The following is a 23,619-nucleotide window of genomic DNA, read 5'->3' as shown; positions in this document are numbered from 1 at the left end:
GACAGATTGGTTTCTCCCCCCAGGTAACCAAGGAAAAACTCTGCCAATGACACAGTCCATGACGTTGTTAAAAGAGATCGAGCAGGAAATGCGCGAACTGCGCCACCAGATCCATGCCAACCCTGAACTCGGTTATCAGGAGGTCGAGACCAGCGAACTGGTAGCTGAGCGATTGATCAAATGGGGTTATGAAGTGACGCGTGGCTTCGCCGAAACCGCGGTCATCGCCACGCTGAAAAAAGGCACCAGCCCCCGCGTGATTGGTATACGAGCTGACATGGACGCACTGCCCATTCTCGAGAAAACCGGTCTCCCGTATGCCAGTCGGATACCTGGCAAAATGCATGCGTGTGGCCATGACGGGCATACTGTCATGCTCCTCGCCGCTGCATACGCTCTTGCCCATGGTCACCCGTTCGATGGCACCGTACACCTGATTTTTCAGCCGGCCGAGGAAGGTCTGGCCGGCGCCCGAAGAATGATTCAGGAAGGCGTGCTGCAACAGTTCCCCTGCGATGCGGTGTTCGCCGCACACAACATGCCTGGTTACCCTGTCGGAAAACTCGGGTTCCGGGCCGGGCCCTTCATGGCTTCCGCCGACCAGGTCAATGTCACGATTCACGGAAAAGGTGGTCACGGCGCGATGCCGCATCTGAGCGTCGACCCTGTGGTGGTCTGCGCAAGTATCATCATGGCCTTGCAGACAATCGTCTCGCGCAACGTTTCACCTCAGGATATGAGCGTTATCACCGTGGGGGCCATTAACGCAGGCAAGGCGTCCAACGTGATCCCGGACAGCGCGCACATGCTGATGTCGGTCCGTTCACTGAACAACGACGTCAGAGACCGTCTGGAGAGCCAGATAAAACGCCTTATTCACGCCCAGGCAGAAGCATTCGGCGCGACAGCCGACATCCAGTACAGTGCCGACTACCCCTTGCTGGTGAATGACGAAGAAATGACCCGGTTCGCCAGCCAGGTGGCCATCGACTGGCTCGGTGAGGACGAGGTAATGAAAGACATCGTGCCCTTCAATGGCAGCGAGGATTTCGCTTACTTCCTTCAGCAATGCCCGGGCTGCTACTTGATCATCGGCAATGGCGACGGCGAAAAAAGCTGCATGGCTCACGATCCTCGCTACGACTTCAATGACGACATCCTGATCCGTGGCGCTGGCTATTGGGTCAAGTTGACGGAGGCTTTTTTACCGCTTAACGCCTGAGCAAAGACCTGCCAAACCGCGAAAACCAATAAAAAATGAGGTCATCATGCAGCTACGCAAACTTCAATACACCGTCATGCTGTTCGGGCTGATCATCACCCCGATATCGCAGGCGGAACCGGTGATAAAGTTCGGCGTCGACCCCAGTTACCCACCTTTCGAGCAAAAGCAGCCAGACGGCTCATTGAGTGGTTTTGATATCGATCTGGGTAATGCCCTGTGTGCCGAGTTGCGGGTCAAGTGCATCTGGGTCGAGCAGACCTTCGACGGCATGATCCCGGCGTTAAAGGCGAAGAAATTCGATGCCATCCTGTCGGCATTCAGCGCCACCGAGGCACGTCGCCAGCAAGTCGATTTCAGCCATAAGATCTACACCGCTCCGTCTTCTCTCGTCGCCAGGAAAAACACCGGATTGCTGCCGACGGCAGAGTCATTGAAAGGGAAGTCCGTAGGGGTTGTTCAAGGGTCACTGCAGGAGGGTTTTGCCAGATCGGAATGGGGTCGCCAAGGCGTCAATATCCATTCCTACCAAACCCAGGACCAAGTGTTTTCAGACCTCATCAACGGGCGCCTGGATGCTTCGTTCCAAGCCTCGGTACAGGCAGATATCGGGTTGTTGCAAAAGCCTCAAGGTCAAGAATTTGCCTTTGCGGGTGAACCCATCACCGACAAACGCATCATTGGCGATGGCGTCGCGATCGGTGTCAGAAAAAACGAGTCTGATCTGAGAGAGCAGCTGAACATCGCCATTGCCGGCGTTCGTCAATCAGGCCAATACGACCAGATCGCGAAGAAGTATTTCAACTTCAATATTTACGGCGAGTGAGCGAGTCCCCATAAAAGGAATGATGCCCAGACGTTTACATGCACCAGTCTTTGAATAGTCCCAGTGCACAAGCCCCACCAAACGGTGTTTGGTGGGGCTTCATTTTACAGGGCCATATCAGCCGATGGATTGCTCTCGTGCTGTGGTTTCGCCTGACCCGGAGCCGGGGCTTGCGCAGCAGTTACCTGGTCAATCACAGGCGGGGGATCAAGTTGGAGGACTTTACTGGTGTACGCCCATTCTTGATAAACACGCTCAGGACTACCGTTAAGCTTGGTGCCGTAACTCGGAACGATCTGGCGCAGCTTTTCCTGCCAGGCAGGGGTCGCCACCTTGTCCTTGAACACTGTCTCAAGCACAGTCAGCATAATAGGAGCAGCAGTGGACGCGCCTGGCGATGCACCCAGCAAGCCTGCAATGCTGCCGTCCTGGGAGCTGACGATTTCGGTACCCAGTTTCAGTACGCCGCCCTTTTCCTCGTCGCGCTTGATGATCTGAACGCGTTGGCCGGCTTGCCACAGACGCCAGTCTTCCTTCTTGGCATTAGGGAAGTATTCCTTCAGGGCATTCATACGGTCTTCATCCGACAGCATCAGCTGACCGGCCAGGTATTCAACCAGTGGGTACTGCTCGATGCCCACCTTAGTCATTGGCCAGATGTTGTGCGGGGTCGTGCTCGTAAGCAGATCGAAGTAGGAGCCTTCTTTAAGGAACTTCGTGGAGAAGGTCGCGAACGGGCCAAACAAGATCACGCGCTTGCCATCCAGCACGCGAGTATCAAGATGAGGAACCGACATAGGCGGTGCGCCGACTGACGCCTTGCCATAGGCCTTCGCCATATGCTGTTCAGCGATCGCTGGATTATCGGTTACCAGGAAGGAGCCGCCGACAGGGAAACCTGCATATTCTTTTGCTTCAGGGATGCCGGATTTCTGCAGCAGATGCAGTGCACCACCGCCCGCGCCAATGAATACGAATTTGGCGTCGGTCTGAGTTTGCGAGCCGTCTTTCAGGTTCTTGTAGGAAACACGCCAGCTGCCATCTTCATTGCGCTTGATGTCTTGCACTTCGCTCGAAAGCTTCAGCGAGAAGTTCGGTTTGGTTTGCAGATAACCGGCGAACTGGCGAGTGATCTCGCCGAAGTTCACATCTGTACCGATCGGGGACCAGGTAGCCGCGACCTTTTGATTCGGGTCACGTCCTTCCATCATGAGCGGAACCCATTTCTTGATTTGTACCGGGTCTTCCGAATACTGCATGCCCCTGAACAGAGGGCTCGCCTGGAGCGCTTCGTAGCGCTTCTTCAAGAACTGGATGTTGTCATCGCCCCACACAAAACTCATGTGCGGTGTGGAATTAATGAAGGAGTGGGGATTTTTCAGGACGTTGTTCTGAACCTGCCATGCCCAGAATTGACGCGAGATCTGGAAGGCCTCATTGATTTCGATGGCCTTGGGGATCTCGACCTTGCCATTCTTGTCCTCTGGCGTGTAATTCAACTCAGCCAAGGCAGAGTGGCCGGTCCCGGCATTGTTCCAGCCGTTCGAGCTTTCCTCGGCGACGCCATCGAGACGTTCAACCATCTCCATGGACATGTCGGGTTCGAGCTCATTGAGCCAAACACCCAGGGTCGAGCTCATGATGCCCCCGCCGATGAGGAGTACATCGACTTTTTTTGTCTCAGATGCGTGCAAGGGCATGAGTACCAGGGACATGGCCAAGCCAAGTAGCCCCGTGTTCACTTTTTTCAACATACAGTTATACCTAGGATAGAACGCCATCCACCCACCATTCTTGATCATGAGGTGCCCTGGCTCACCGCATGCAATGCCGCATGCCGTCGAACCCTGCACTCAGAAAGACTGATGGGTGGATATATAAGACCGATAGACATTATCGGCCTCACTTTTAGGCCCCTCCTGCGCTGACTTCTTGTTAGTCATTGGCTTCAGCTACTTGGGTGACACTAATTCTGTGTGTAAGTCATCGGACGCAGGGGATGAACAGATTCAACCCGCTCACTAAAAAAACGCCCGTCAATCTCTTCGCGATTCCTATGACGCCCGGACACTTCGGATAGGCACGCTCGATGGCACCTGTCGTACTTGCAGCGTCCGGTAGCCCCTTACGGTGGGTCGCTGTCCGCATAATCCCCGAGGGCGGCGAGCATCCATGCCGCGACATTCTACCTCAGGTCCCCACATCGACGAAGACGCATCATTTTCGCATTCTTCGAGGCAGCGGCAGCCATCACGTCACCCTTGTAAGCCTGTTGCCAGCGCAAATATGGAGCGCGTCCTTCGTGGCGGAGCGTTCGTTTTGCATAGACCGCCCGTGGGGCGGTCCATTACAGCCTTCAGAAACCGGATAAATCAGGAGCCCTGTGGGGTTTCTCCACGCGCCAGGCGAGCATCGATGTCTTCGATCACCGTCGGCAACTCGGCAATTGTGTCGATCAGGTAGTGCGGGCGGGAGCCTTCGAACATTTTGATGATGCGGGCACGTTCTTCAGCCAGTTTGTCCGAGGGCAGGGCCATGTATTGTTCGTAGCTCAAGCCCAGAGCGTTGCCGGAGCAGGTGAGTGCGACCGTCCACATGCCAGCGCTGCGGCCTTCGAGGATGCCCGGCCAAGTGTCGTCGACCTTGACGCAAGCGGCGACGTCGCTGATCCCCAAGGCAATAACGTTGGCCAACGCCTGAGCAGGATACGGGCGACCGTTGGGGACTTCATCGGTCGCCACAACATGGTCGGCGACATAGCCGTTCTGTCGAGCCAGCTCTACCACTTTTGCCATGACTACAGCCGGGTAACCGGAGCAGGAGCCGATCTTCAGCCCCTTGTCGCGTAAAGCAGCAATGGCGTCCAGTGCGCCGGGAATCAGTGCGGAGTGCAGGGCGATCTTCTCGATCTGTAGCGGCATGAAGCGCTCGTAAAGCGCGGTGACGTCATCATCGGTCGGCAGCCGATCGAAGGCCGCACGGTAGCGTTCGGCAATCTGCGGTTGGTTGCATAAGGTGCGGATATGGTCCCATTTACCCATGCCCATAGGGCCGCGGGCCTCTTCCAGGGAAACAGCAACTCCGAACTCGGCGAACGCCTCGACGAAAATTTGAGTGGGGGCAAAGGAACCGAAATCGACAACAGTGCCCGCCCAGTCCAGAACCACAGCTTGCAGTTGGGACGGTTGTTTGTAGTGCATGGTGAGTCTCCATTTTTGGGTATGAGCAGGCCGTCCTTCTCGTAAGAAAGAAGTAAGCCTATTGAGTGTTTGAGGGCGTTACGGGATCAGGTTGCCGGCGTCGGACTTGAGTCGAACAACTCCGAGATCATCGGCCGGTTTCTGCGAATGCCCAGGCAGCACAGGTGGTAATCAATAGAAAATGGGTGATCGACAAAAGTGATCGGTTTTGTGCCTGGAGTTTCGGCGTACTCGACGGCAGAAACGAAACCGATTCCGATGCCCTTGGCGATGGCATGGACGATGGCTTCGCGACTGTTCAACTGCATGACGCAGTTCAGGGTGACGTCTAGCCGCTTGCAGCTTTCCTCCACCAGCTGACGCGTCCGTGAGCTTTTTTCGCGAAGGACCAACTTCTCGCTGCTGATCTGCTCGACGCGCACCTCTTTCTGCCGGGCCCAAGGATGGTCGTCGCGGACAACGGCAATAATCGGGTAGCGTCGGTAGAGCTGAGTGTGAAAACGTTGGTCGAATTCGGAGAGGGCAAGAATCGCCACATCGATATCGAAGTTGAAGAGTCGCTCCAGGGTCTCTCTTTCAGGGGAGAACGAGGTTTCCAGTTCTATGTCCGGATGCCGCTGCATCAATTCGTAGGTCAGGTTCATTGCAATAGGAGGAGAAACCGCCCCCAGTCGCAGCATGCCGGTTTTGCGTTGCTTGAAACTGTGCAGAAGTTGCACAGCTTCATCCTCTTGGCCAAATAGGCCCTGGGTGATCGCATAGAGTTTGTGTCCTGCCGAACTCATCTCGATAAAGCGACCTCGGCGGTGGAAGAGTTCCACGGAAAACTTCTTCTCCAGCGCGTTAACCTGCTCACTTACAGTTGGCTGACCGATGCTCAGGTACTCGGCGGCGAGGGTGAAACTGCCGGTCTTCGCCACCGCATGAAAGGAACGTAGCCATTTGTGGTACTGGTACATAAAAGATCCTGTTCCTGAGTTGTTACCTTTAATTCAAGCATCTGTGCTCGCCAGTCAACGCCTGATGAACAGCGCGACCGTCGCACTGCAAAGGCACGCAGTAGTGACCACGATGAAGATCAAAGATGTATTCCCTGTAGTGTCCAGCATATTGCCGATCAGGGGTTCAGCCAGGCCTGCGAACAGATAAGACGAGAAGTTCATCACTCCGGTTGCGGTGCCAGCCCGCTTGGCCCCTACCAAGTCTGGGCAGAGCGCCCAGAAGCTGGACGCAGGGCCGTAAACGAAGAAGCCACAGAGGAACAACGCCACAAGACCGATAGCGCTATGAGGAGGAAGGCTCCACATCCACAGGCTGGTCGCTGCACCGAGGAACATGTAGAGCATGATGGCCAGGTAGCGTTTGGAGCCGAACAGTTTGTCCGATACCCAACCATTGCTGAGGGCGCCGATCGCCATGCCAACTGGAAGGGCAACCGTAATCCACTTCGGATCGACCATGCTGTCACCACTTTTCCAATTGGCACCCAGAAAGTGAACCGGAACCCAGACGATCAGGCCATAGCGAGCGGCGTTCTGGAATCCCAGAGACACGGCTGCGATGATCAAACGAAAGTTCTTCAGTACCGCTTTGTAGCGTTGCGCAGACGTTTCGACCTCACCGTGTGCCACCTCGTGGTCTTTGTCATTGGCGTTGGCCACACCCGTATCGGCGAGTGGTTCAAAGCCAAGATCTTGCGGACGTTCACGAGCAACCAGGTAGAAAATAATGCCACCCGCCAGCATCAGCAGCACTGGCAAACGGAAGATCCAGCGCCACTCCAGTTGCAGCACCTCGAGAACGACGATTGAGGTCACGTAAGAAAGGACAGAGGCGCAACCGGCTGCGAACACGTAAAAGCCATACACCTTGCCGCGTTCGCCAGCGCTCCACCAATTGGAGATGAGTCGGCTCCCTGGCGCCCAGCCCAATGCCTGAAAGTAACCGTTGATACCCCAGGGCAGGATCAGACTGGCAAAGCCGCCGGCGAAGCTCGTCACCCAGTTGGCGGCACAGGACAGCACAGCGCCAAGGGTCATGATGCGTCGGCCGCCGAATTTGTCGGCGAGGTTGCCGTTGATTGCCTGGCCAATGGCGTAGGACCAGAGCATGGCTGCCGATGCCCAGCCGAGCGTTTCCTTGGTCAAGCCGAACTCGGCCTGGATGCCGGGAATGGCGAAACCGAAGGTCTGCCGACCGGTATAGAAAAACAAATAACAGAACATCGCCGCCAGCAGCATGCGCCACTGGGCTACTCGGAACGATGAGGCGCGTACTGCGAGACCAGACATGGCTTGGGCACGATTCATGATCTTTTCCTTATTATTGTTCGTTCCCGCCGAGTGGGGTCGGAGGGTGCACTCTTTGTCGGTGCCGCAGGAAATCGCCGCGGCTCGTCACGCCGCTAGCAGTGCTTGTTGGGTTGGCAGGCGCTAGGCAGCTTGTGAACCGATGAAGTTCTTGCCTCGTGCGCCCTGCATGGCGAAATTGATGATGTCCTCGGCGTCCTTTGCCGTTACGCCATAGTCGGCAAACTCGGTCTTGACCCCCAAACTGTGCAGGAACTCGCGCAACTGACTCTGGGCCTTGTGCAAGTCGTTGCCGAATATCCGCTGAAGCGTCCGGTCGCGCGCCTCGTCATGTCCCCAGGCCAGGCCCAGAACCAGCGGCAGGGTGAAGGAGCAGGCAATGCCATGGGGCAGGCCGTGGCGCAGGGTCATCTCGTAGGAGATGGAGTGGGCCAGCGCAGTTTTAGTGTTGGAGAACGCCATTCCTGCTTTGAGTGCGGCCAGCGCCATCCGGGAACGCAGTTCCCTGTTGGTCAGGTCACGACGTAGCAGCGGCAGGCACTCCAGGATGTCCTCAATTGCAGAGATTGCAAAGGTGTCCGAAATCGGGTTGGCATTGATGTTCCAGATCGACTCAAGAGCATGAGAGAGGGCGTCCAGACCCGTAGAAACGGTGACCCCTGCCGGAACCGTCAACATCAGCTCCGGATCGACAATGGCTACCTTGGGCCAGGTACTGTCCAGGTGCAGGGAATATTTCTTGTGGCTGGCGGAGTCCCAGATAGTGGCCCAAGGGGTGACTTCGCTCCCTGTACCCGCAGTGGTTGGCGCCGCAATCAGTAATTTGCTGCGCGCCGGGAAAAAGGGCCGAGGTAGGCCACGTCCAGCTTTCCTGCCCGTAGCGCTTCGATGATGCCGTTGTAGTCCGTCGCGACAAAGGGTTCGACAGGCATACCCAGTTTGTCTTCGAGGCTGCTGAGCACCTGCTTGCTGGACTCGATCATCGCTTGGGAATCTTCTGACGGGATCAGGCCAATCCTCAGTTTGTCGTTCGCCGTAGCTTGGCAAGCAGCACTTATGGAAAGGAAGGCAATACCGGCGACGCGCAAAAATTTGGAGAAGGTTTTCATGGCATTCCAAGGGGTTGGTTGGAGTTGCCTCAGGCTAGGAATGTCACGTGACAGTCATACGATCAATTCAATATGGGTTTAAGCAGCTAACTATTGATGGAGTCTATGGATGTCGACCGCCAAGATGCGTGCATTCCTGGCCGTGGCCCGCCACGGGAGTTTCAGCGCAGGGGCTCGGGCGCTAGGGCTCAGCCAGCCGACTCTTACCACACAGGTACAAAGCCTCGAGCGTCAGCACAGAGTTGAACTGTTCCACCGTCGTGGGCGGCGCATTGAGTTATCCGACGTCGGCCGGCAGTTACTACCGATTGCCCAGGCCATGGCTGCACTGGATCTGGAGGCGCACAACCTCTTACGCGATTCCGGCAGGCTTGACAGCGGCCAGCTCAAGCTCGGGGCGGTGGGCCCGTTTCACGTGATCGAAATGGTGGACAACTACCTTCAGCACCATCCACGCATCGACGTTTCGATACGGGTTGGCAACTCGGCGCAGGTCTTGGCCGATCTTGAGAGTTACGTGACGGATATCGCTGTGCTTGCCGGACGGCATGATGATCCAGGACTCTGTGCCGTGCTCTACGCGCGTCACGCCATCATCCTGTTTGCCCACCATAAGCATCCCTTCGCTGGACGTGGTTCAGTGCGACTGGAGGAACTTGAAGGCCAGCCGCTGCTTCAAAGAGAGCCCGGGTCTACAACTCGCTTGGTCCTGGAGCAGGCCTTGATTGAGGCGCAGGTCGTTCCACGCATCGCCATGGAAATTGGTAGCCGCGAGGCCCTGCGCGAAGCCGTGGTGCGTGGCATTGGGCTGGGGGTTGTATCCGAGGCAGAGTTCATCCCCGATCCTCGCATCCGAACGATCCGCATCGAAGGCGATCCGCTCTACACCGAAACCTATCTCTATTGCCTGACCGAGCGGCGCTCCAGTCGACTCATCTCATCGTTCTTTGATGTAGTCCTTTCTGAGGACGTGAATTGCACTCGTTAGCGCAGACAGTCTTGAGTGGCTGGTTTTGGCCGATACCTGCCGGTCATGAGGGGCAGCAATCGACCCAAGTGGGCATGCGACCGTCTCACGATCCATGTCCGCGGAGACTGCCTTTGCCGGTTTTTCTCTTGAGATCCCCCGACCCAATAGCGTTCAGCATTTTCTGAAACGTCGGGCATTCGATATGACGGGGAGCAGGACAGGACGCTGCACGACGAAGCTCGTCGCGTATGGCACTGAGGCGCTCGATGGTGCGGTCCAGTTCCTCAGCCTTCTCTGCAAGCCTCTTGTGATCAATGGCAGGCTGACCGTCCGCGTCCAGCATGGCGGCGATATCGTCCAATGAAAACACCGCAGATTGCCCGAGCGCGATCAATGACAGTCGCTGGAGTACATCCGCACGAAATACGCGGCTCAGGCCACGACGACCTATCGAGCGGATAAGACCTTTTTCTTCGTAGTAGCGCAGGGTTGAAGACGGCAGACCGGAACGACGTGCCACTTCACCGATATCCATCTCTTTCATGCTTGACCTCAAGTCGACTTGAACTTGCAGACTACCGGAATCAAACCGCCAAGACAGGCTGAAGGCAAGGGGAAATACCATGGGAGTAGGTGAGTCAGTACTGCGCATTTTGTTTGTTGGAATGTGGGCCACGCTGATCATGGACGTATCGGCTTTTATTCAAAAGCGGGTATTTGGCTTGGCGTCGCCTGACTATGGGCTCGTCGGTCGTTGGTTGGGCCACATGTTACAAGGGCGGTTTCGTCACGCCTCGATTGTGGCTGCGCCCCGTGTCCAGAATGAACGCCTGGTTGGCTGGGTGTTCCATTACATCACTGGCAGTGTCTTTGCGATGGTGCTCTTCGGTGCCCAAGGGCTTGCCTGGATCTGCAACCCCTCTCTGATGCCCGCGCTGGTGACTGGCTTGATCAGTGTGATTGCACCTTTCTTCATCATGCAGCCCGCGTTCGGTTTTGGCATCGCGGCTTCGAGGACAGCGGCACCGAACATGGCAAGGTGCAGAAGTGTCATTGCGCATCTGACGTTCGGAATCGGGCTCTTTGGGGCTGGGTGGCTATTGATGCTCCTCTTTCCTGCGCCGCTCTGCCTAAGGTGAGCGCCTGTGGGATAGCGGTGGGCGCTCAGGGTGCTGTCGTAAGCCCGGAGTTTCTGGCCGGTTGCTGCCTGTCGGGAAGGGCTGAAAGCGACCCGTTGCAGTCTCTCAGGCTCCGCAAAGGTTGGCCAAAAGCGGCCCATGACCAGGGTTCGCTTTGGGCCGATACGCGAGCGGTAGGTACGGGTCGAGCCATGGCCCTGGTCGCATAAATTTGAAATGCACGGCGTTGCTCGACAGAATCGCGCCCCGATCCGGCCAAAGGTGCCGGACGTTCGTGGTGAAAAGGGGCTGCAGTTGAACGAACAGACATTGTCCATGCGCCTGGAGCGCGTGGCGGCGCATGTGCCAGCAGGTGCGCGCCTGGCCGATATCGGCTCGGATCACGGCTACCTGCCTGTGGCGTTGATGCGCCGTGGCGCGATCGCGGCGGCGGTGGCCGGCGAGGTGGCATTGACGCCGTTTCGCTCGGCCGAACGCACCGTGCGCGAGAACGGCCTGGACCAGCGGATCACCGTGCGTCTGGCCAATGGCCTGGCGGCGATCGAGCCGGGAGACGGGATCACGGCGATCAGCATCTGCGGCATGGGCGGCGAGACGATCCGCGACATCCTCGACAGCGGCAAGGCGCGTCTGAGCGGCCAGGAGCGCCTGATCCTGCAGCCCAACGGCGGCGAGCAGCCACTGCGCCAATGGCTGATGGAAAATGGTTACCGCATCCTCTGCGAGGAAGTGCTGCGGGAAAACCGCTTCGACTACGAAATCATCGTCGCCGAGCGCGCCGGGCCGGTGATGTACACCGCCGAGGAGCTGTACTTTGGCCCGCTGCAGATGCAGGCACGCAGCCCGGCGTTTCTGGTCAAGTGGCAGCGCATGCTGCGCCAGAAGCAGCAGACCCTGACCCACTTCGCCCGGGCGCGGCAGGCCGTGCCCGAGGAGAAGGCGCAGGAGATCGCCCGGCAGGCCCGGTGGATCACCGAACTGCTGGCTTGAGCCCGGGTCTAGGGGTTGTACGAAAAGTCGCCGAGCGGCGATCAGGCAAGGCGAAAACAGGCGAGGAACGGCCGGGGTCGCGCTCGACTTTACTGGTTGTAAATGAGCATTCCGATCGGACTCGCGCACGAGCCTGTTTTCAACGCAGCATGATCGACGCGTAGGCACTGTTCGTACAAAACCTAGGTCCATCAAGGTCCGTGGAACGCCACGGTGCCCATCAACCCTTACACAAATATTCCTCAACCAGCGCCACCCAACACGCCGCACCCAGCGGGGTGATTTCATCATTGAAATCATAGTGGTCGTTGTGCACGGAGCATCCATTGAACTCCCCAGAGCCATTGCCCAGCATGAAGTAACAGCCGGGCCTGGCCTTAAGCATCCAGGCGAAGTCTTCGCTGCCCATCAGGCGCATCGGCATTTTATCCAGCACGTTTTCGCTGCCCAGCACCTTCTGTGCGGCGGCGCGCATGCGTTTGGTCTCGGCTTCGCTATTGACCAGTACCGGGGCCAATAATTGATAGTCTGTGGCCAGGTTATCCGGCACGCCCTTGCCGTTCCGGCAATAGATTGTTTGGCACGTTCTGCAAGAGCATTGGCGTCGTTTGCTAGTTACGTCGACCCGCTTTTTAGCCACACTGAAATTGTGAGCTGGGTCCTGAGAGACACAGCGACCTTGGTAAAGCCGAAACCTCCTGAAGGGTGACGCAAATGAAAATACATGAAACCACGACCCCAGTAAGAGCCTTTGATCGCGCCTATATCAACGGCCAGTTCGTCACTCCCCATGGAACCCAGGTCGTCGATCTGGTGAACCCGACCGACAACAAGGTTATCGGCAAGGTCACCATGGCAGACGAAATCGACACCCGAAAAGCCATCGGTGCTGCGAAAGAGGCCTTCAACACCTTTTCGCAAAGTAGCAAGGAATACCGGATGGAGCTCCTACAGCGGTTGCACGACGCCGTGGCCAAGCGAATGGATCAACTCGTTGAAGCGACGGTCGTTGAATACGGCGCACCGCAAGACCGTGCGAAGGGCTCCAACAACCTCGCGGCGAACATTTTCCTGCACTTCAAGAAAGTCCTCGAAGATTTCGACCTGGTCAAAACTGTCGGCACATCTAAGGTCGTGATGGAGCCGGCCGGTGTGGTGGGCATATTTACGCCATGGAATTCGAGCGCCGGCTCGATCGCGATCAAGGTGGCTCCGGCAATCGCTGCCGGATGCACGGTCGTCATCAAGCCCAGCGAGATGAGCGCTATGCAAACGGCAGTGTTGATGGACGCCTTTCATGAAGCCGGGTTACCTCCTGGCGTCATCAATGTCGTGACGGGCCTCGGTGAGGTCGTCGGGACGGAGTTAACGAAAAGTCCCGACATTCAGAAAATCAGTTTCACCGGTTCAACGCAGATCGGAAAACTGGTCGCCAAGAACTCCCTAGACACAATGAAGCGCTTGACGCTGGAACTCGGGGGCAAGTCGCCAAACATCATCCTGGGCGACGCCGATCTCTCCACGGCGATCCCGATGGCCATCAACGCCTGCTACCTGAATAACGGGCAGGCCTGCATTGCGGCTTCGCGTCTGATCGTGCCGGAAGACCAACTCGACGAAGTGAAGCGATTGGCCAAGGCGGCCGTCGAAAAAATCAAAATGGGCGATCCGAGGGACAGAGACGTCACCCTCGGCCCATTGGCCAGCACAAAGCAGTACAAGCGCGTGCAGGAGTGCATCAAGTCTGGGATCGAGGAAGGTGCGGAGCTCGTCATCGGCGGGGAAGGTCATCCCCAGGGACTGGAGGGTGGGAATTTCGTCAAGCCCACCGTGTTCGCCAACGTCACCCGCGACATGCGTATCGCGAAGGAAGAAATCTTCGGACCGGTCTTGTCGATACTGACGTACAAGACGGAAGCCGAGGCCATTGAAATCGCCAATGACACCGAATTCGGCCTCATCGCCTACGTAAGCTCGGCGGACCCGGAAAGGGCCACCCGTGTGGCGCGCAAACTCGCCGCCGGCCGCGTCCTGATCAACACATTAAGTCACGATCCGTTTGCTCCCTTCGGTGGGTTCAAACAATCGGGGATCGGTCGGGAAGGTGGGATCTTCGGGCTGCAGGAGTATCTGGAACCCAAAGCGATCATTGGTTAACCCGAGGAATGTCCTGTCAGCGCGATTGCTTCCAGACGAAATGCCGGCGAGAGAAAAAATGACCGTCCACGTGTCAGACCGTTTCAAAGCCGCGAACGCCTTTTGGATAGGGCTCGCTAAGATCGGACTTACACCAGCAGCGGTGCTGAGCCGAGCTCGCTTGCCACTGACTGTTTACGACGGCAAGAAGAACCTCGTCACAACGGCGCAGTTCTTCGCACTCTGGCGTGCCGTGGGCGAGCTCTCCGCTGATCCGGCCGCGGGCCTAAAAATCGCCACCCAGATCGACGTCGGCAATCGGCCACCGTCAACTATGGCGGCCTATTACGCCCGTGACTACCGGGATGCCCTCGCCCGCCTTGCTCGCTTCAAGCAACTGTGTTCGCCCGAGGAACTGCAAATCAAGGTGAGCAAGGACGAGTGCGTGATCGAGCCTGTGTGGCTCCACGCGCAGGAAGAAACGCCGCCTTTGTTGACAGACGCCGCCTTTGTCTCGTTCGTTGAACTTGGTCGCCGCGGCACAGGGCATTTGGTGACGGCGAAAAGGGTCGAGCTAAAGCGCAGCGCGGAGGCGACCGGCTTCCACGAAGCCTATTTCAAGGGCCCGATCACGTTCGGAGCGCGACGCAATGCGCTCGTCCTGCACGCGACCGATCTCGATCGGCCGTTCCTTACCTACAATGCCGAGTTGCTTGACATGTTGAATCCGCAGCTCGAGCGCGCGCTTGAAGAGCGCCGTGCGCAAAGTTCGATCAGTGAGCAGGTGAAATGGATTCTCAAACGCATGCTCGCGGGAAACCAGCCGAAGATATCGGCCGTGGCGCGCGAGCTCGGGTTGAGCGATCGGACCTTGCAGCGTCGAATCATCGATGACGGCGCAACCTTCCGACAGTTGATTCTTGAGGCGCGGCGGGAACTGGCGCACGAGTACCTCAGCCGGCCGGAGATGGATGTCACGGAAGTGGCATTTCTGCTCGGCTACGTGGATTCGAATTCTTTCTATCGAGCTTTCCGAGCGTGGGAGGGAACGACACCCTCCCAGTTGAGGGCAGCGCTCCGACGATCTGAAACTAGGCAATAAGTGCAAGAAGAAGGGGAGGAATTTATGAACAAAGTATGGTTAGTCACCGGCAGCGCGAGCGGTTTGGGCCGAAACATTGCGAAGACTGTACTCGATTCCGGCGATCGGCTCGTCGCCACAGCACGCGACACGAAGCGACTTGATGACTTGGTAAAAAATACGGCGACCGCGTTCGCGAGGTTTCTCTGGACGTGACAGATGAAAGCGCCGCTCAGGCGGCCGTGGAGACGGCGGTTGCCGCATTTGGTCGTCTCGACGTTGTCGTGAATAACGCCGGGTACGGCGGTGCTGATCCGAACGTCCTCTTTGCGCCGTTGGGATTAGCGGAACGAGCGACCGGAAATGGCCGACTCCCGCCCGTCGTGACCGGCAGAGACGACCCTGAACGGACACTCGTCAACTTCAGCTCAGGGTCGAAAGCTGCTTGCTCCGCTATTGCAGCGGAACATACACATCTGTTTGCCATTGATCCTGCGGTGTCTCGGGATAGACGCTCAGGTAATTGAAGAACAGCGGCTGGTCACGAAGTTCCTCTCCACTGGCAGGAAGCCAATCGCGGTAAATCGGATAGATCGTTTCGCCGATGTGATCCGGTGACCCCGCGTGTCGCACCACGACGCAGCGACCGGCAGGAATGACGATCTCGTGCACGCCGAACTCATTCGGCGCCACGGCCTCGTGAATCTCGCCGCAGATTGCGAAGCGGAATGCTTGTGGAGGTGTCGTATCGGGGTTGCTATAGGGAATGCCAAAGGTGCGACTCGATGCCACCGGCGACTGTCCGCTCTGCATACGCCACTCGATGAACGTGCGCACGCTCTCATTGACGAGCCCGGCTGGTCCGCAGTGCTCAAGCGCTGCTACCTTGACTTCAGGGAAATCTACGATTCGTACTTGCATGATGATAGTCCTGGAAAAGTGAGGGATTGCGAATACCGCATTCCAGACCTGCCAGTTCGGTTCCTTCCTGAACGCACTCGGCGTCGTACCGAACGCCCGCCTGAACGCCCTGCAAAATGCCTCGGGACTTTCAAAGCCGGCACCGAGTGCGGCGTCCAGTACCGAGTGATCAGCGAGGGCGGCTAGGCGATGTGCCGCGCGTCGTAGTCGCATCAGTTGCACATAACGTGAGACAGGCACTCCAACGAACGCGGTGAATTGTCGATGGAAGTGAAACGCCGAAAAGTTCGCCACATGGCTCAACGTCTTCACCGACAGGTCACCTTCGAGATTGGCATCAATGTAGGCGAGTACGGCGTTGAAGCGTTTTGTGTACGCGAAATTGCTCGGCATGTCAGACACTGGGAAAAGCTCCTGGAAGTACGGTCGGCAATAGAGTCGACTATAGCGGCGCGAACGCGCCTAGCCGCGCTTGCTCAAGGCACGTTTTGGGTTGGCCAATGCGATCTCTTCCAAGGCGATGTAAAGGTCTGGGGCATTTCAGGTGTCCACTTCTGGCCGATTCTGTTGAAAAAGTCGGTTCTTCTGGACTGCCCGCATACTGACCACTGAAAACGCTTTTTTGCGCGCTGCTACGCGAAATCTGAGTCCGGAATCCTCTGCTCAATGTAAAAATTTCAATCTCAAGCGCGTACTTTTCTACCATGGAAACCATGGCCGACTTTTTCAACAGAATCGGCCGATTACTGCCGGTCGCGAAGGGCGGGAGACGACCCTGAGCCGTCGTTCGCTTCCACCGCAAACTGACGGAGACTGATCCGAGTCCGCAGAGTCCCAAAAAGACGCCGTGCTGCTCGCTATGGTGGCGAATCGCACGACAGGCAACAAGACCAAACAGTCCACACTCCGAGCGTGACCTTACAAACCCAATCCGATGGTTTGCGGACGATCACATCTCTGCGAAGCAAACATACAAAACTTCAGATCGGTGGCAGCCTGGCTGCAGGGTGCCCAGGATCGGCAAAAGCAATGACTGCAACAGAGATAGTGTCGTGAGATCAATCGCCAAGGCGCGCTAATTGATCTGCACAATGACCGGACCTTCCGTTACGATCGGCGGGTTCGCGTGGATATGCGAGGCATTTTTCTGAATCCAGTCGCGCGCGACTTTCAAGCTCGCATCGGTGCCGGCCTTGTCCGTGCAAACAGTCACCGATGTACCACCATCACCCGTATTTAGCAGTGTGTAGCTTACGAGGCCAGGCACTTTCCGGAGGGTAGCTTCGACGTCGGCGTTGCGCGCTTCTAAAAACTCGAAAAGCTGCTTTGCGCCAGAACCCAAGTAGGTTCTTATAACCGCATACATAGTCGTCTCCTTCGTGAGTTACCGTCTGAATGCCAATCCAGATTCGCTGATGGCCGCTATCACGTGGGTTTCAGTTCGTCCCGATTTATTCAGCTTAGCCAAACGCCGGCGACAAGCGAAATGCAACGACCACCGGCAGTTTTTGGCCGGAAGTGGGCAGTTCATGCTCAAACCCTGGTTTCAGCTATTTCTAGCTTCTTTTCAGGTATCCCTGGAGATATTCGGCGAGCGCCGTCGTAAGTTCGGCGGCACTGCTTTCTACCTTCCACACGAGAAAGTAAGCGTTGGCTGCCCCTAACGTCGTTGCGAATGGCCGAACCAGGCTGCCCTCGGCCAAGTGAGCCTGTGTGACGACATCAGAGAGCAAGGCAATTCCTTTCCCCTGGACAGCTGCCGCTATCGCATGGGCAGCGGAAGGTACTTTTACCCGGACGTTGTCGAAGAGCTTTACCCGTGCAGCCAGTGACCATCTGGTCCACTGCTCGCCGTCATCTTCGTGCAAAAGCGCGAAGCCATGGAGCTTGCGATCTCGACTGTGCAGATCCATTCGACCGAGCAGAGTGGGAGAGCACACCGCGCAGAGCTGGACTTCACTGAGTAGCTCCCAGCGCCTGCCGGGGAACGGCGGCTGGTCGTAGACGACTGCAATATCATTGGAATGCCAATCTACTTCTGCACAGTTGACCGCCTGGTTAATCGACAGGTTGGTCATGTTGCGGCTGATCGCAAATTCGACAATCGCGGCAGTCAGCCAAGCGATGCCGATAGAGGGGGGAAGTGATATCGAAAGCGAGCGCTCCTTTGGCTCGCCTTCGCGCTCAACGGCAAGTCGTACCACGTCTGCCAAGGTGCCCAGGGCCTCAGATACGGATTGATAAAACTCATGTCCGGTTTCAGTCAGTGCCACGTTCCTGCCTGTGCGCACGAATAGCTGAATTCCGGTGATTATGCTCAGTTTCTTTAGCTGCAATGAAATCGCGCTTGGGCTGAGATGGAGTTCGTCTGCGGCACCGCGCAGCGTGCCGAGCCGGGATACCGCTTCGAAGGCCCGCAGGTAGGGAAGAAACGCCAGTTTGTTGGTCACTGAAAGGCTCTGTGCAGGTAGCGATTGGTTGGTTTATGAAAACAATAATGTGCTGGATTAATCGCTTTAACTCACGATACCTGATTGCTAGGCTGACTTGAAACTGTGGAGGAAACCATGATTACTGCTCAGCCTTTCAATTATCCCTACGACGGCAGATTGGTGCCTGCGGCAACGGCATTGCTGGTGATTGACCTTCAGGAGGACTTTCTGTCCAACACTGGCTACTTCGCTAGAAGCGGATACGATCCAGCGCCTTTAAGGGCGATTCTCCCTACGGTAAACCAATTGATCCAAAAGGCCCGATCAGTGGGAATACAGGTCATCCACACAAGGCAGGGTTATCGGGGGGACTTGGCTGACATGACGCCCTACGAAAGATGGCGTCGGCGACAGGCCGGGCTTGAAGGTACTGACGTGTTACTACGCTCCAGTCCGGGCTTTCAATTGGTAGCTGAACTGGATGTGGGTGTCGATGACATCATCGTAGACAAAACCTGCAACAGTGCCTTCACCTACACTGAGCTTGAGCACATTCTGCGTGCTCGTGGCATTACCCATTTGCTATTCAGTGGCTGCACAACCGATGTCTGCGTGCACACGACCTTGCGAGAAGCGTGTGATCGTAATTTCCAATGCCTGACCATTGCCGACGCTTGTGCCAGCGGTGACCAGTACGCCCACGATGCCGCGCTGTACATGGTGACCGTGGAGAACGGAATTTTCGGCGCACTAACTGATGCTGCCGCCGTGCTGGAAGGACTGGCTCGACTCGATGGCCAGACGCTATGAAGGGGGCAGACCCGCTCACCGTTGATGGTGTTTCGCAGCATTATATTTCGCTGATGAAGCTCACGCCCAAAGGCTTGGCCGAGCTACATGACAGCCCATCACGGCGGGCAATGAGTGAATGTCGTGTAGCCGAGCAAGGGGGGCGTTCTCTGGCATTTTACGCGACCCTTGGGGCGTACGATTTTGTCCAGGTATTCGAGATGCCGAATAATCTGGCAATGATGCAGTACGTGCTCACCGCACGCCGCGATGGCTATGTAGAGCCCCTTGTGCTTCCGGCGTTCAGTCACGAAGACTTTGACCGAATCCTGGCGAACCTGGCCGTCTTGGCTTGATCCAGTCGGCGGCTTGTTTCAACGTGTAGACCTGAAGCGTATCGCAGCGATTGATTTTAGCTCACTGCTCGCCACGGCCCGTTTCTGGCCGAAGGCGCTCAGTTCGTTTGTGGATGTCGATCTTCTATTCATACCAGAACAGCAAAGACCCGCAGTTGGAACAGAACTGACGCGTGACGCCTTCGGACGATTCATAGCCCTTGAGCGCCTTTGTGTTTGTCATGATAGAAACCGCTGACCCGGGACTACTCGCATAAGTCGCGAAAGTGGCGTTCGCCATGTTCATCCATGAGTTGGAGGTCGGGGAGGGGATGCATATTGAGGCGTTAAGCCGGGCTGTAAATCCGCGGCGCGTTGCGATGGGGGACGTGGATCAAGTTGAGGCGGTGCTTGATTGCCCACTGCACGGTCAATGCAGTGGGTGCCGACAAGCTGACCAGCGTGCCAAGCTTCGCCCTTACCGCTTTGTGAATAAGCTCCAGGCTGCAGCGGCTAGTCACTACTGTAAAGCCGCAACGTGCATCGATCTGTGCACGCTGCATAGCGCCTATCAATTTATCCAGCGCGTTGTGGCGGCCGATATCTTCGCGGCACAAGAGCGCGGAGCCGTGTGAGTCAAAGTACAGCGCTGCATGTAGGGCGCCACTGCTACGCGCCATTTGTTGAGCTTGTTCGATGCGCTCGCGTATGCCGTTAAAGTGTTCCGCTGGGGGGAGAGGAGCAGGCTCCAGAATGTCCAGTTGCGGAAGTGCCTGTTCCAGCGCTTCCACACCACACAATCCGCAACCACTGGTACCCGCCATTTGCCGGCGATGATTCTTCAGTGCCCAGAAGGCACGACTGGAAATCTGTACATCCGCCTGACAGGCCTGGTCGAAGTGCGAGAGGCGGATATCATAGATTTCGTTCAGGTCTTCAACAATATCGTTACTAACGCTGAAACCTCGGATGAAATCCTCGAGGTTCCCGGGCGACACCATCATCACGGCCTGGCTCAGACCGTTGTAAGTGATGGCCAAGGCTATCTCGGACGCTAACGCAGCCTGGGAGACGAGTGCGCTCGTATCATAGGCTCGATAGGTGACGTTCATAGGCTTTGGCGCAGGTGCATTCGCATCGCTTTGGTCAGATGATTGTTCGACTCGACAAGACATGACAAAACCCTCGAATCAGTTCTTTGCGGCAAATAGTTTCTGGGCTTCAGCAAAACATTTCTCAGCGATTGCCGAGCGAGGTTCGGTTTTGCGCATCACGAGACCCAGGGGCGCGAGAACACTTGCATCTGGAAGGTTGATAAAGGCCAGATTCTCGATAGGGTTTTCCAGGCCACTGTCCAGCGGCATGACAGAGCAGCAAAAACCTTCGTGAATCGCCTGGAACAACTGATAAGTCGAATCGGTTTCGAGTAATGGCTGTGGGTCTAGCCCGCGGCTGCGGAAACTCAGGTCAATGGATTTTCGATAGTGCATGCCATTGCTGATCATCCCCAATGGCAGCTCGGCGGCATCTTCCCAGCTCATTTCTGTTCCTTCGAAATGGAAGTGGCGAGTGTCGTACAGCAAACCGACGCGGGTCTCTCCTATTTCGAAAAACTCCAGATAGTTGGGATTCACGTGGTCGAGATAACAGATGCCCAGATCCAGTTGGTTGTTACCGATACCTTCGATGATTCGGTCTGAGCTCATGGATGACAGGCTGAATTTTAGCTCTGGGAACGTATGGGAAAGCCCCTGAACGTAGCTGATTGGGTTAAAACCGCTGAGAGGCACCATGCCCAGACGCAAATTGCCGACTAACTGGCCGCGACACGCGGCGGCTTCCGCGAACAGCCCGTCATGTGCGGCGAGCAATGTTTTGGCCCATGCCAGCACGCGTTCACCGGCCTGGGTGAAACCTTCAAAGCGCTGGCCTCGGGTGACCAGCTCCAGACCCAGTTCATCCTCAAGATTGCGCAAGCGCATGGACAGCGTCGGCTGAGTAATGTGGCAGCGCGCAGCAGCCTGCCCGAAGTGTCGAGTCTGCTCCAGCGCGATCAGGAATTTGAGTTGCTTGATGTCCACAATGGCACCTGCTGAGGAATGAATGTGATGTCAGTAGAGCAGGTAAATATCATGATTAAAAACACGGATAGTTGGGCCAGCAAACGATCTCACGGTCCTTGTTCTCAGTCCAATCACACGTATTGAACGACCGATTGATTGGCTCTATCACGATCGAATTTAATTAAAGTAAGGAATCATTGCTGGTGAGAAAGCTTTCGATAGAGGCGCTCGATAAACCGGTTGGCCAGAACGATTAGACAGTGACTGTTTTAGCGAATTAGCCTCTGACAATTGTTTTCATTATTGCCTGCCGGAGAAGGACATGAGCGTTAAGTCGGATGCGTTATTTGTACCGTTGAATATGGCTGTGTTGACCGTCAGTGATACCCGAGAATATGCCAATGATACTTCCGGGCAATTACTGGTGAGTCGATTGCTGGAAGCGGGTCATACCCTGAGTGAGCGAAACTTGCTTAAGGATGACCTGTATAAAATCCGCGCCCAGGTCGCCAGCTGGATTGCCGACGAGCAGATTCAGGTCGTGCTGATTACCGGGGGGACTGGATTCACTGGCCGCGACAGCACACCTGAGGCTGTAAGCTGTTTGCTGGATAAGCAGATTGACGGCTTTGGTGAGCTGTTTCGGGCGATTTCTATCCTCGATATCGGTACCTCCACTGTTCAGAGCCGGGCCTTGGCCGGATTGGCCAACGGTACGCTGGTGTGCTGCCTTCCAGGTTCGACAGGCGCCTGTCGAACCGCATGGGAAGGCATTCTTGCCGAGCAATTGGATGCACGCCACAGACCGTGCAATTTCGTGCCGCACCTCAAGCCTGTGCAAGTCTGCGGGTCACGGGGATGAGTCAGTCACAGCTGATGCCGGTGGAGGAGGCCATCGCCAGGCTGCTGGACATGGCTGAGGCCCAACGTCTTCATGATAGCGAGCCAGCACTGCTGAGTGCCGCACGGCAACGGGTGCTGGCCAGTGACCTGGTGGCGACCCTTGATCTTCCGCCTTGGCCGAACAGTGCTATGGATGGTTATGCCTTGAATGTGGACGACTGGAGCGGACAGCCGTTAGTCGTATCCCAACGAATTCTTGCCGGTCAGGCCCCCGAAACGTTGCTACCGGGAACCTGTGCCCGAATCTTTACTGGAGCGCCGGTACCCGAGGGTGCCAACTGCATAGAGATGCAGGAGAACGTTGAGCTTTTGGATGACGGCCGCGTACGTTTCAAACAGCCGCTGACGGTTGGCCAGAATATTCGACCGCAAGGCCAGGAGAACCGTGTCGGGCAGGTGTTGCTCCATGCAGGCAAACGACTGGGACCTTTCGAGTTGGCCATCGCAGCGGCGCAGGGATGTACGCATGTGCATGTGGTACGGCGTCCACGGGTCGCGCTGCTTTCTACCGGCGACGAACTGGCCGAACCGGGCATGCCCCTGAAGCCCGGCTGCATCTACAACAGCAATCGCACCTTGTTGAGCCACTGGTTAAGTGCATTGGGTTGCGACGTCATCGATGCCGGTATCCTGCCCGACCGGCCGCAGCAGACGCGGCTCAAACTCGAACAGTTGCAATACGCTACGGACTTGATTCTCACCACCGGTGGCGTATCCGCAGGTGACGCCGATTGCCTCGGGCAGGTGCTGCGTGAATGCGGTAAACCGTTGTTCTGGAAGTTGCCTATCAAGCCGGGCAAGCCACTGACCGTGGGGTACTTTGGCACCGTTCCGGTCATCGGCCTGCCAGGCAACCCGACGTCGGCGCTGGTGACTTTCGGACTGCTGGCCCGGGCTTACGTGTTGCGCATCCAGGGTGTCGAAGACGTCACGCCCTTGAGCTTTGCGGTAAACGTCGGGTTTGACTGGCCTAAGGCAGGAGGCCGCCGGGAGTACCTGAGGGCCAAATTGGAAGCGGGGCGAGCGGTGCTCTATCCGAATCAGAGTTCAGGCGTGTTGCTGGGCGCCTCCTGGGCGGATGGACTGGTCGAGATCCCCGAAGGCTGCACGTTACAGGTAGGTGACACGGCGCGATTTATTCCTTTCTGCGACTTGTTCTAAGCGATCTATCCACCCCCTCAATTATTTGAGGGG

The 23,619-nt window shown here is 56.7% G+C and carries 22 protein-coding genes and 3 pseudogenes; 12 read left to right on the top strand and 13 right to left on the bottom strand.

Annotation, left to right across the window (positions count from 1 at the left end; all coding sequences use genetic code 11):
• Positions 1-46: 46 nt before the first annotated feature.
• Positions 47-1,222 carry a M20 aminoacylase family protein gene (locus tag ACZYSM_RS24255; protein WP_489075385.1) on the top strand — a complete coding sequence of 392 codons (1,176 nt, stop codon included), beginning with the start codon at positions 47-49 and terminating at the stop codon, positions 1,220-1,222.
• Positions 1,223-1,268: 46 nt separating this feature from the next.
• Positions 1,269-2,048: an ABC transporter substrate-binding protein gene (locus ACZYSM_RS24250; RefSeq protein WP_489075383.1), complete on the top strand. Its 780-nt coding sequence runs from the start codon at positions 1,269-1,271 to the stop codon at positions 2,046-2,048.
• A 104-nt stretch (positions 2,049-2,152) separates the two neighbouring features.
• Here ACZYSM_RS24250 and mqo read toward each other — a convergent pair whose 3' ends face one another.
• The 6 genes and pseudogenes from mqo to ACZYSM_RS24220 all read right to left on the bottom strand — a co-directional run.
• Positions 2,153-3,802 (bottom strand): malate dehydrogenase (quinone), encoded by a 1,650-nt coding sequence (mqo, locus tag ACZYSM_RS24245; protein ID WP_489075381.1) that lies wholly within the window; start codon positions 3,800-3,802, stop codon positions 2,153-2,155.
• Positions 3,803-4,420: 618 nt separating this feature from the next.
• Positions 4,421-5,248: a phosphonoacetaldehyde hydrolase gene (gene phnX / locus ACZYSM_RS24240; RefSeq protein WP_489075379.1), complete on the bottom strand. Its 828-nt coding sequence runs from the start codon at positions 5,246-5,248 to the stop codon at positions 4,421-4,423.
• Positions 5,249-5,334: 86 nt separating this feature from the next.
• Positions 5,335-6,207: a LysR substrate-binding domain-containing protein gene (locus ACZYSM_RS24235; RefSeq protein WP_489075377.1), complete on the bottom strand. Its 873-nt coding sequence runs from the start codon at positions 6,205-6,207 to the stop codon at positions 5,335-5,337.
• Between the two features lie 54 nt (positions 6,208-6,261).
• Positions 6,262-7,557 (bottom strand): MFS transporter, encoded by a 1,296-nt coding sequence (locus tag ACZYSM_RS24230; protein ID WP_489075375.1) that lies wholly within the window; start codon positions 7,555-7,557, stop codon positions 6,262-6,264.
• Between the two features lie 123 nt (positions 7,558-7,680).
• Positions 7,681-8,406, bottom strand: a pseudogene (locus ACZYSM_RS24225) (iron-containing alcohol dehydrogenase); the annotation flags it as partial.
• Positions 8,379-8,666 (bottom strand): annotated as a pseudogene (locus ACZYSM_RS24220) (PhnD/SsuA/transferrin family substrate-binding protein); the annotation flags it as partial. The pseudogenes ACZYSM_RS24220 and ACZYSM_RS24225, both read right to left, overlap by 28 nt.
• A gap of 109 nt (positions 8,667-8,775) precedes the next feature.
• Here ACZYSM_RS24220 and ACZYSM_RS24215 point away from each other — a divergent pair.
• On the top strand, positions 8,776-9,654 hold the full coding sequence (locus ACZYSM_RS24215; RefSeq protein WP_489075373.1) for a LysR substrate-binding domain-containing protein: 879 nt from the start codon (positions 8,776-8,778) through the stop codon (positions 9,652-9,654).
• 85 nt (positions 9,655-9,739) lie between these two features.
• On the opposite strand, the gene ACZYSM_RS24210 is transcribed toward ACZYSM_RS24215, so the two are convergent.
• Positions 9,740-10,180: a helix-turn-helix domain-containing protein gene (locus ACZYSM_RS24210; RefSeq protein WP_489075371.1), complete on the bottom strand. Its 441-nt coding sequence runs from the start codon at positions 10,178-10,180 to the stop codon at positions 9,740-9,742.
• 79 nt (positions 10,181-10,259) lie between these two features.
• Here ACZYSM_RS24210 and ACZYSM_RS24205 point away from each other — a divergent pair, with 79 nt between their 5' ends.
• Both ACZYSM_RS24205 and ACZYSM_RS24200 read left to right on the top strand, forming a co-directional pair.
• The gene (locus ACZYSM_RS24205) at positions 10,260-10,775 is read left to right on the top strand and encodes a DUF2938 domain-containing protein (RefSeq protein WP_489075369.1); all 516 of its coding nucleotides are present in this window, start codon (positions 10,260-10,262) and stop codon (positions 10,773-10,775) included.
• Positions 10,776-11,069: 294 nt separating this feature from the next.
• Entirely contained in the window at positions 11,070-11,765 is a 696-nt protein-coding gene (locus ACZYSM_RS24200) for a tRNA (adenine(22)-N(1))-methyltransferase (protein WP_489075367.1), read from the top strand.
• A 220-nt stretch (positions 11,766-11,985) separates the two neighbouring features.
• Here the strand turns inward: ACZYSM_RS24200 and ACZYSM_RS24195 are convergent, their stop codons facing one another.
• Positions 11,986-12,315: a M20/M25/M40 family metallo-hydrolase gene (locus ACZYSM_RS24195; RefSeq protein WP_489075365.1), complete on the bottom strand. Its 330-nt coding sequence runs from the start codon at positions 12,313-12,315 to the stop codon at positions 11,986-11,988.
• A gap of 164 nt (positions 12,316-12,479) precedes the next feature.
• Between ACZYSM_RS24195 and ACZYSM_RS24190 the strand changes: the two genes are divergently transcribed.
• From ACZYSM_RS24190 to ACZYSM_RS24180, 3 genes and pseudogenes are all read left to right on the top strand, one after another.
• Positions 12,480-13,922, top strand: coding sequence for an aldehyde dehydrogenase family protein (locus ACZYSM_RS24190; protein WP_489075363.1), 1,443 nt, complete (start codon positions 12,480-12,482; stop codon positions 13,920-13,922).
• Positions 13,923-13,980: 58 nt separating this feature from the next.
• Complete coding sequence (locus tag ACZYSM_RS24185) at positions 13,981-15,003, top strand: AraC family transcriptional regulator (RefSeq protein WP_489075361.1); 1,023 nt, start codon at positions 13,981-13,983, stop codon at positions 15,001-15,003.
• A 24-nt stretch (positions 15,004-15,027) separates the two neighbouring features.
• A pseudogene (locus ACZYSM_RS24180) lies at positions 15,028-15,509 on the top strand (SDR family NAD(P)-dependent oxidoreductase).
• Here the strand turns inward: ACZYSM_RS24180 and ACZYSM_RS24175 are convergent.
• The 3 genes from ACZYSM_RS24175 to ACZYSM_RS24165 form a co-directional block, all read right to left on the bottom strand.
• The gene (locus ACZYSM_RS24175; protein ID WP_489075359.1) at positions 15,436-16,305 is read right to left on the bottom strand and encodes an AraC family transcriptional regulator; all 870 of its coding nucleotides are present in this window, start codon (positions 16,303-16,305) and stop codon (positions 15,436-15,438) included. The pseudogene ACZYSM_RS24180 and the gene ACZYSM_RS24175 sit on opposite strands and share 74 nt — an antisense overlap.
• 673 nt (positions 16,306-16,978) lie before the next feature.
• On the bottom strand, positions 16,979-17,269 hold the full coding sequence (locus tag ACZYSM_RS24170) for a hypothetical protein (RefSeq protein WP_489075357.1): 291 nt from the start codon (positions 17,267-17,269) through the stop codon (positions 16,979-16,981).
• A 190-nt stretch (positions 17,270-17,459) separates the two neighbouring features.
• Positions 17,460-18,353, bottom strand: a complete 894-nt coding sequence (locus ACZYSM_RS24165) for a LysR substrate-binding domain-containing protein (RefSeq protein WP_489075355.1) — start codon at positions 18,351-18,353, stop codon at positions 17,460-17,462.
• 117 nt (positions 18,354-18,470) lie between these two features.
• On the opposite strand from ACZYSM_RS24165, the gene ACZYSM_RS24160 reads away from it, so the two are divergent.
• Both ACZYSM_RS24160 and ACZYSM_RS24155 read left to right on the top strand, forming a co-directional pair.
• On the top strand, positions 18,471-19,145 hold the full coding sequence (locus ACZYSM_RS24160; protein WP_489075353.1) for a cysteine hydrolase family protein: 675 nt from the start codon (positions 18,471-18,473) through the stop codon (positions 19,143-19,145).
• Positions 19,142-19,480, top strand: a complete 339-nt coding sequence (locus ACZYSM_RS24155) for a GYD domain-containing protein (RefSeq protein ID WP_489075351.1) — start codon at positions 19,142-19,144, stop codon at positions 19,478-19,480. The genes ACZYSM_RS24160 and ACZYSM_RS24155 overlap by 4 nt, the downstream gene beginning before the upstream one ends.
• A gap of 326 nt (positions 19,481-19,806) precedes the next feature.
• Here the strand turns inward: ACZYSM_RS24155 and fdhD are convergent, their stop codons facing one another.
• On the bottom strand, positions 19,807-20,634 hold the full coding sequence (gene fdhD / locus ACZYSM_RS24150) for a formate dehydrogenase accessory sulfurtransferase FdhD (protein ID WP_489075349.1): 828 nt from the start codon (positions 20,632-20,634) through the stop codon (positions 19,807-19,809).
• 15 nt (positions 20,635-20,649) lie between these two features.
• A complete protein-coding gene (locus ACZYSM_RS24145; RefSeq protein ID WP_489075347.1) occupies positions 20,650-21,540 on the bottom strand; it encodes a LysR family transcriptional regulator in 891 nt (296 codons plus the stop codon).
• 304 nt (positions 21,541-21,844) lie between these two features.
• Here ACZYSM_RS24145 and moaB point away from each other — a divergent pair, with 304 nt between their 5' ends.
• Together moaB and ACZYSM_RS24135 are read left to right on the top strand one after the other, a co-directional pair.
• Complete coding sequence (moaB, locus tag ACZYSM_RS24140) at positions 21,845-22,384, top strand: molybdenum cofactor biosynthesis protein B (protein ID WP_489075345.1); 540 nt, start codon at positions 21,845-21,847, stop codon at positions 22,382-22,384.
• Entirely contained in the window at positions 22,381-23,586 is a 1,206-nt protein-coding gene (locus ACZYSM_RS24135) for a molybdopterin molybdotransferase MoeA (protein ID WP_489075343.1), read from the top strand. The genes moaB and ACZYSM_RS24135 overlap by 4 nt, the downstream gene beginning before the upstream one ends.
• Positions 23,587-23,619: the final 33 nt, after the last annotated feature.

It is taken from the genome of Pseudomonas sp. F220, from assembly GCF_057813935.1.
The sequence above is the reverse complement of the archived record's forward strand: the minus strand, read 5'-3'. Positions and strand labels throughout refer to the sequence as shown.

Excerpts from the sequence above, each read along its gene's own strand:
- ACZYSM_RS24255 (WP_489075385.1), top strand. The coding sequence starts at position 47 with ATGACACAGTCCATGACGTTGTTAAAAGAGATCGAGCAGGAAATGCGC.
- ACZYSM_RS24250 (WP_489075383.1), top strand. The coding sequence starts at position 1,269 with ATGCAGCTACGCAAACTTCAATACACCGTCATGCTGTTCGGGCTGATC.
- mqo (WP_489075381.1), bottom strand. The coding sequence starts at position 3,802 with ATGTTGAAAAAAGTGAACACGGGGCTACTTGGCTTGGCCATGTCCCTG.
- phnX (WP_489075379.1), bottom strand. The coding sequence starts at position 5,248 with ATGCACTACAAACAACCGTCCCAACTGCAAGCTGTGGTTCTGGACTGG.
- ACZYSM_RS24235 (WP_489075377.1), bottom strand. The coding sequence starts at position 6,207 with ATGTACCAGTACCACAAATGGCTACGTTCCTTTCATGCGGTGGCGAAG.
- ACZYSM_RS24230 (WP_489075375.1), bottom strand. The coding sequence starts at position 7,557 with ATGAATCGTGCCCAAGCCATGTCTGGTCTCGCAGTACGCGCCTCATCG.
- ACZYSM_RS24215 (WP_489075373.1), top strand. The coding sequence starts at position 8,776 with ATGTCGACCGCCAAGATGCGTGCATTCCTGGCCGTGGCCCGCCACGGG.
- ACZYSM_RS24210 (WP_489075371.1), bottom strand. The coding sequence starts at position 10,180 with ATGAAAGAGATGGATATCGGTGAAGTGGCACGTCGTTCCGGTCTGCCG.
- ACZYSM_RS24205 (WP_489075369.1), top strand. The coding sequence starts at position 10,260 with ATGGGAGTAGGTGAGTCAGTACTGCGCATTTTGTTTGTTGGAATGTGG.
- ACZYSM_RS24190 (WP_489075363.1), top strand. The coding sequence starts at position 12,480 with ATGAAAATACATGAAACCACGACCCCAGTAAGAGCCTTTGATCGCGCC.
- ACZYSM_RS24185 (WP_489075361.1), top strand. The coding sequence starts at position 13,981 with ATGACCGTCCACGTGTCAGACCGTTTCAAAGCCGCGAACGCCTTTTGG.
- ACZYSM_RS24170 (WP_489075357.1), bottom strand. The coding sequence starts at position 17,269 with ATGTATGCGGTTATAAGAACCTACTTGGGTTCTGGCGCAAAGCAGCTT.
- ACZYSM_RS24160 (WP_489075353.1), top strand. The coding sequence starts at position 18,471 with ATGATTACTGCTCAGCCTTTCAATTATCCCTACGACGGCAGATTGGTG.
- ACZYSM_RS24155 (WP_489075351.1), top strand. The coding sequence starts at position 19,142 with ATGAAGGGGGCAGACCCGCTCACCGTTGATGGTGTTTCGCAGCATTAT.
- fdhD (WP_489075349.1), bottom strand. The coding sequence starts at position 20,634 with ATGTCTTGTCGAGTCGAACAATCATCTGACCAAAGCGATGCGAATGCA.
- moaB (WP_489075345.1), top strand. The coding sequence starts at position 21,845 with ATGAGCGTTAAGTCGGATGCGTTATTTGTACCGTTGAATATGGCTGTG.
- ACZYSM_RS24135 (WP_489075343.1), top strand. The coding sequence starts at position 22,381 with ATGAGTCAGTCACAGCTGATGCCGGTGGAGGAGGCCATCGCCAGGCTG.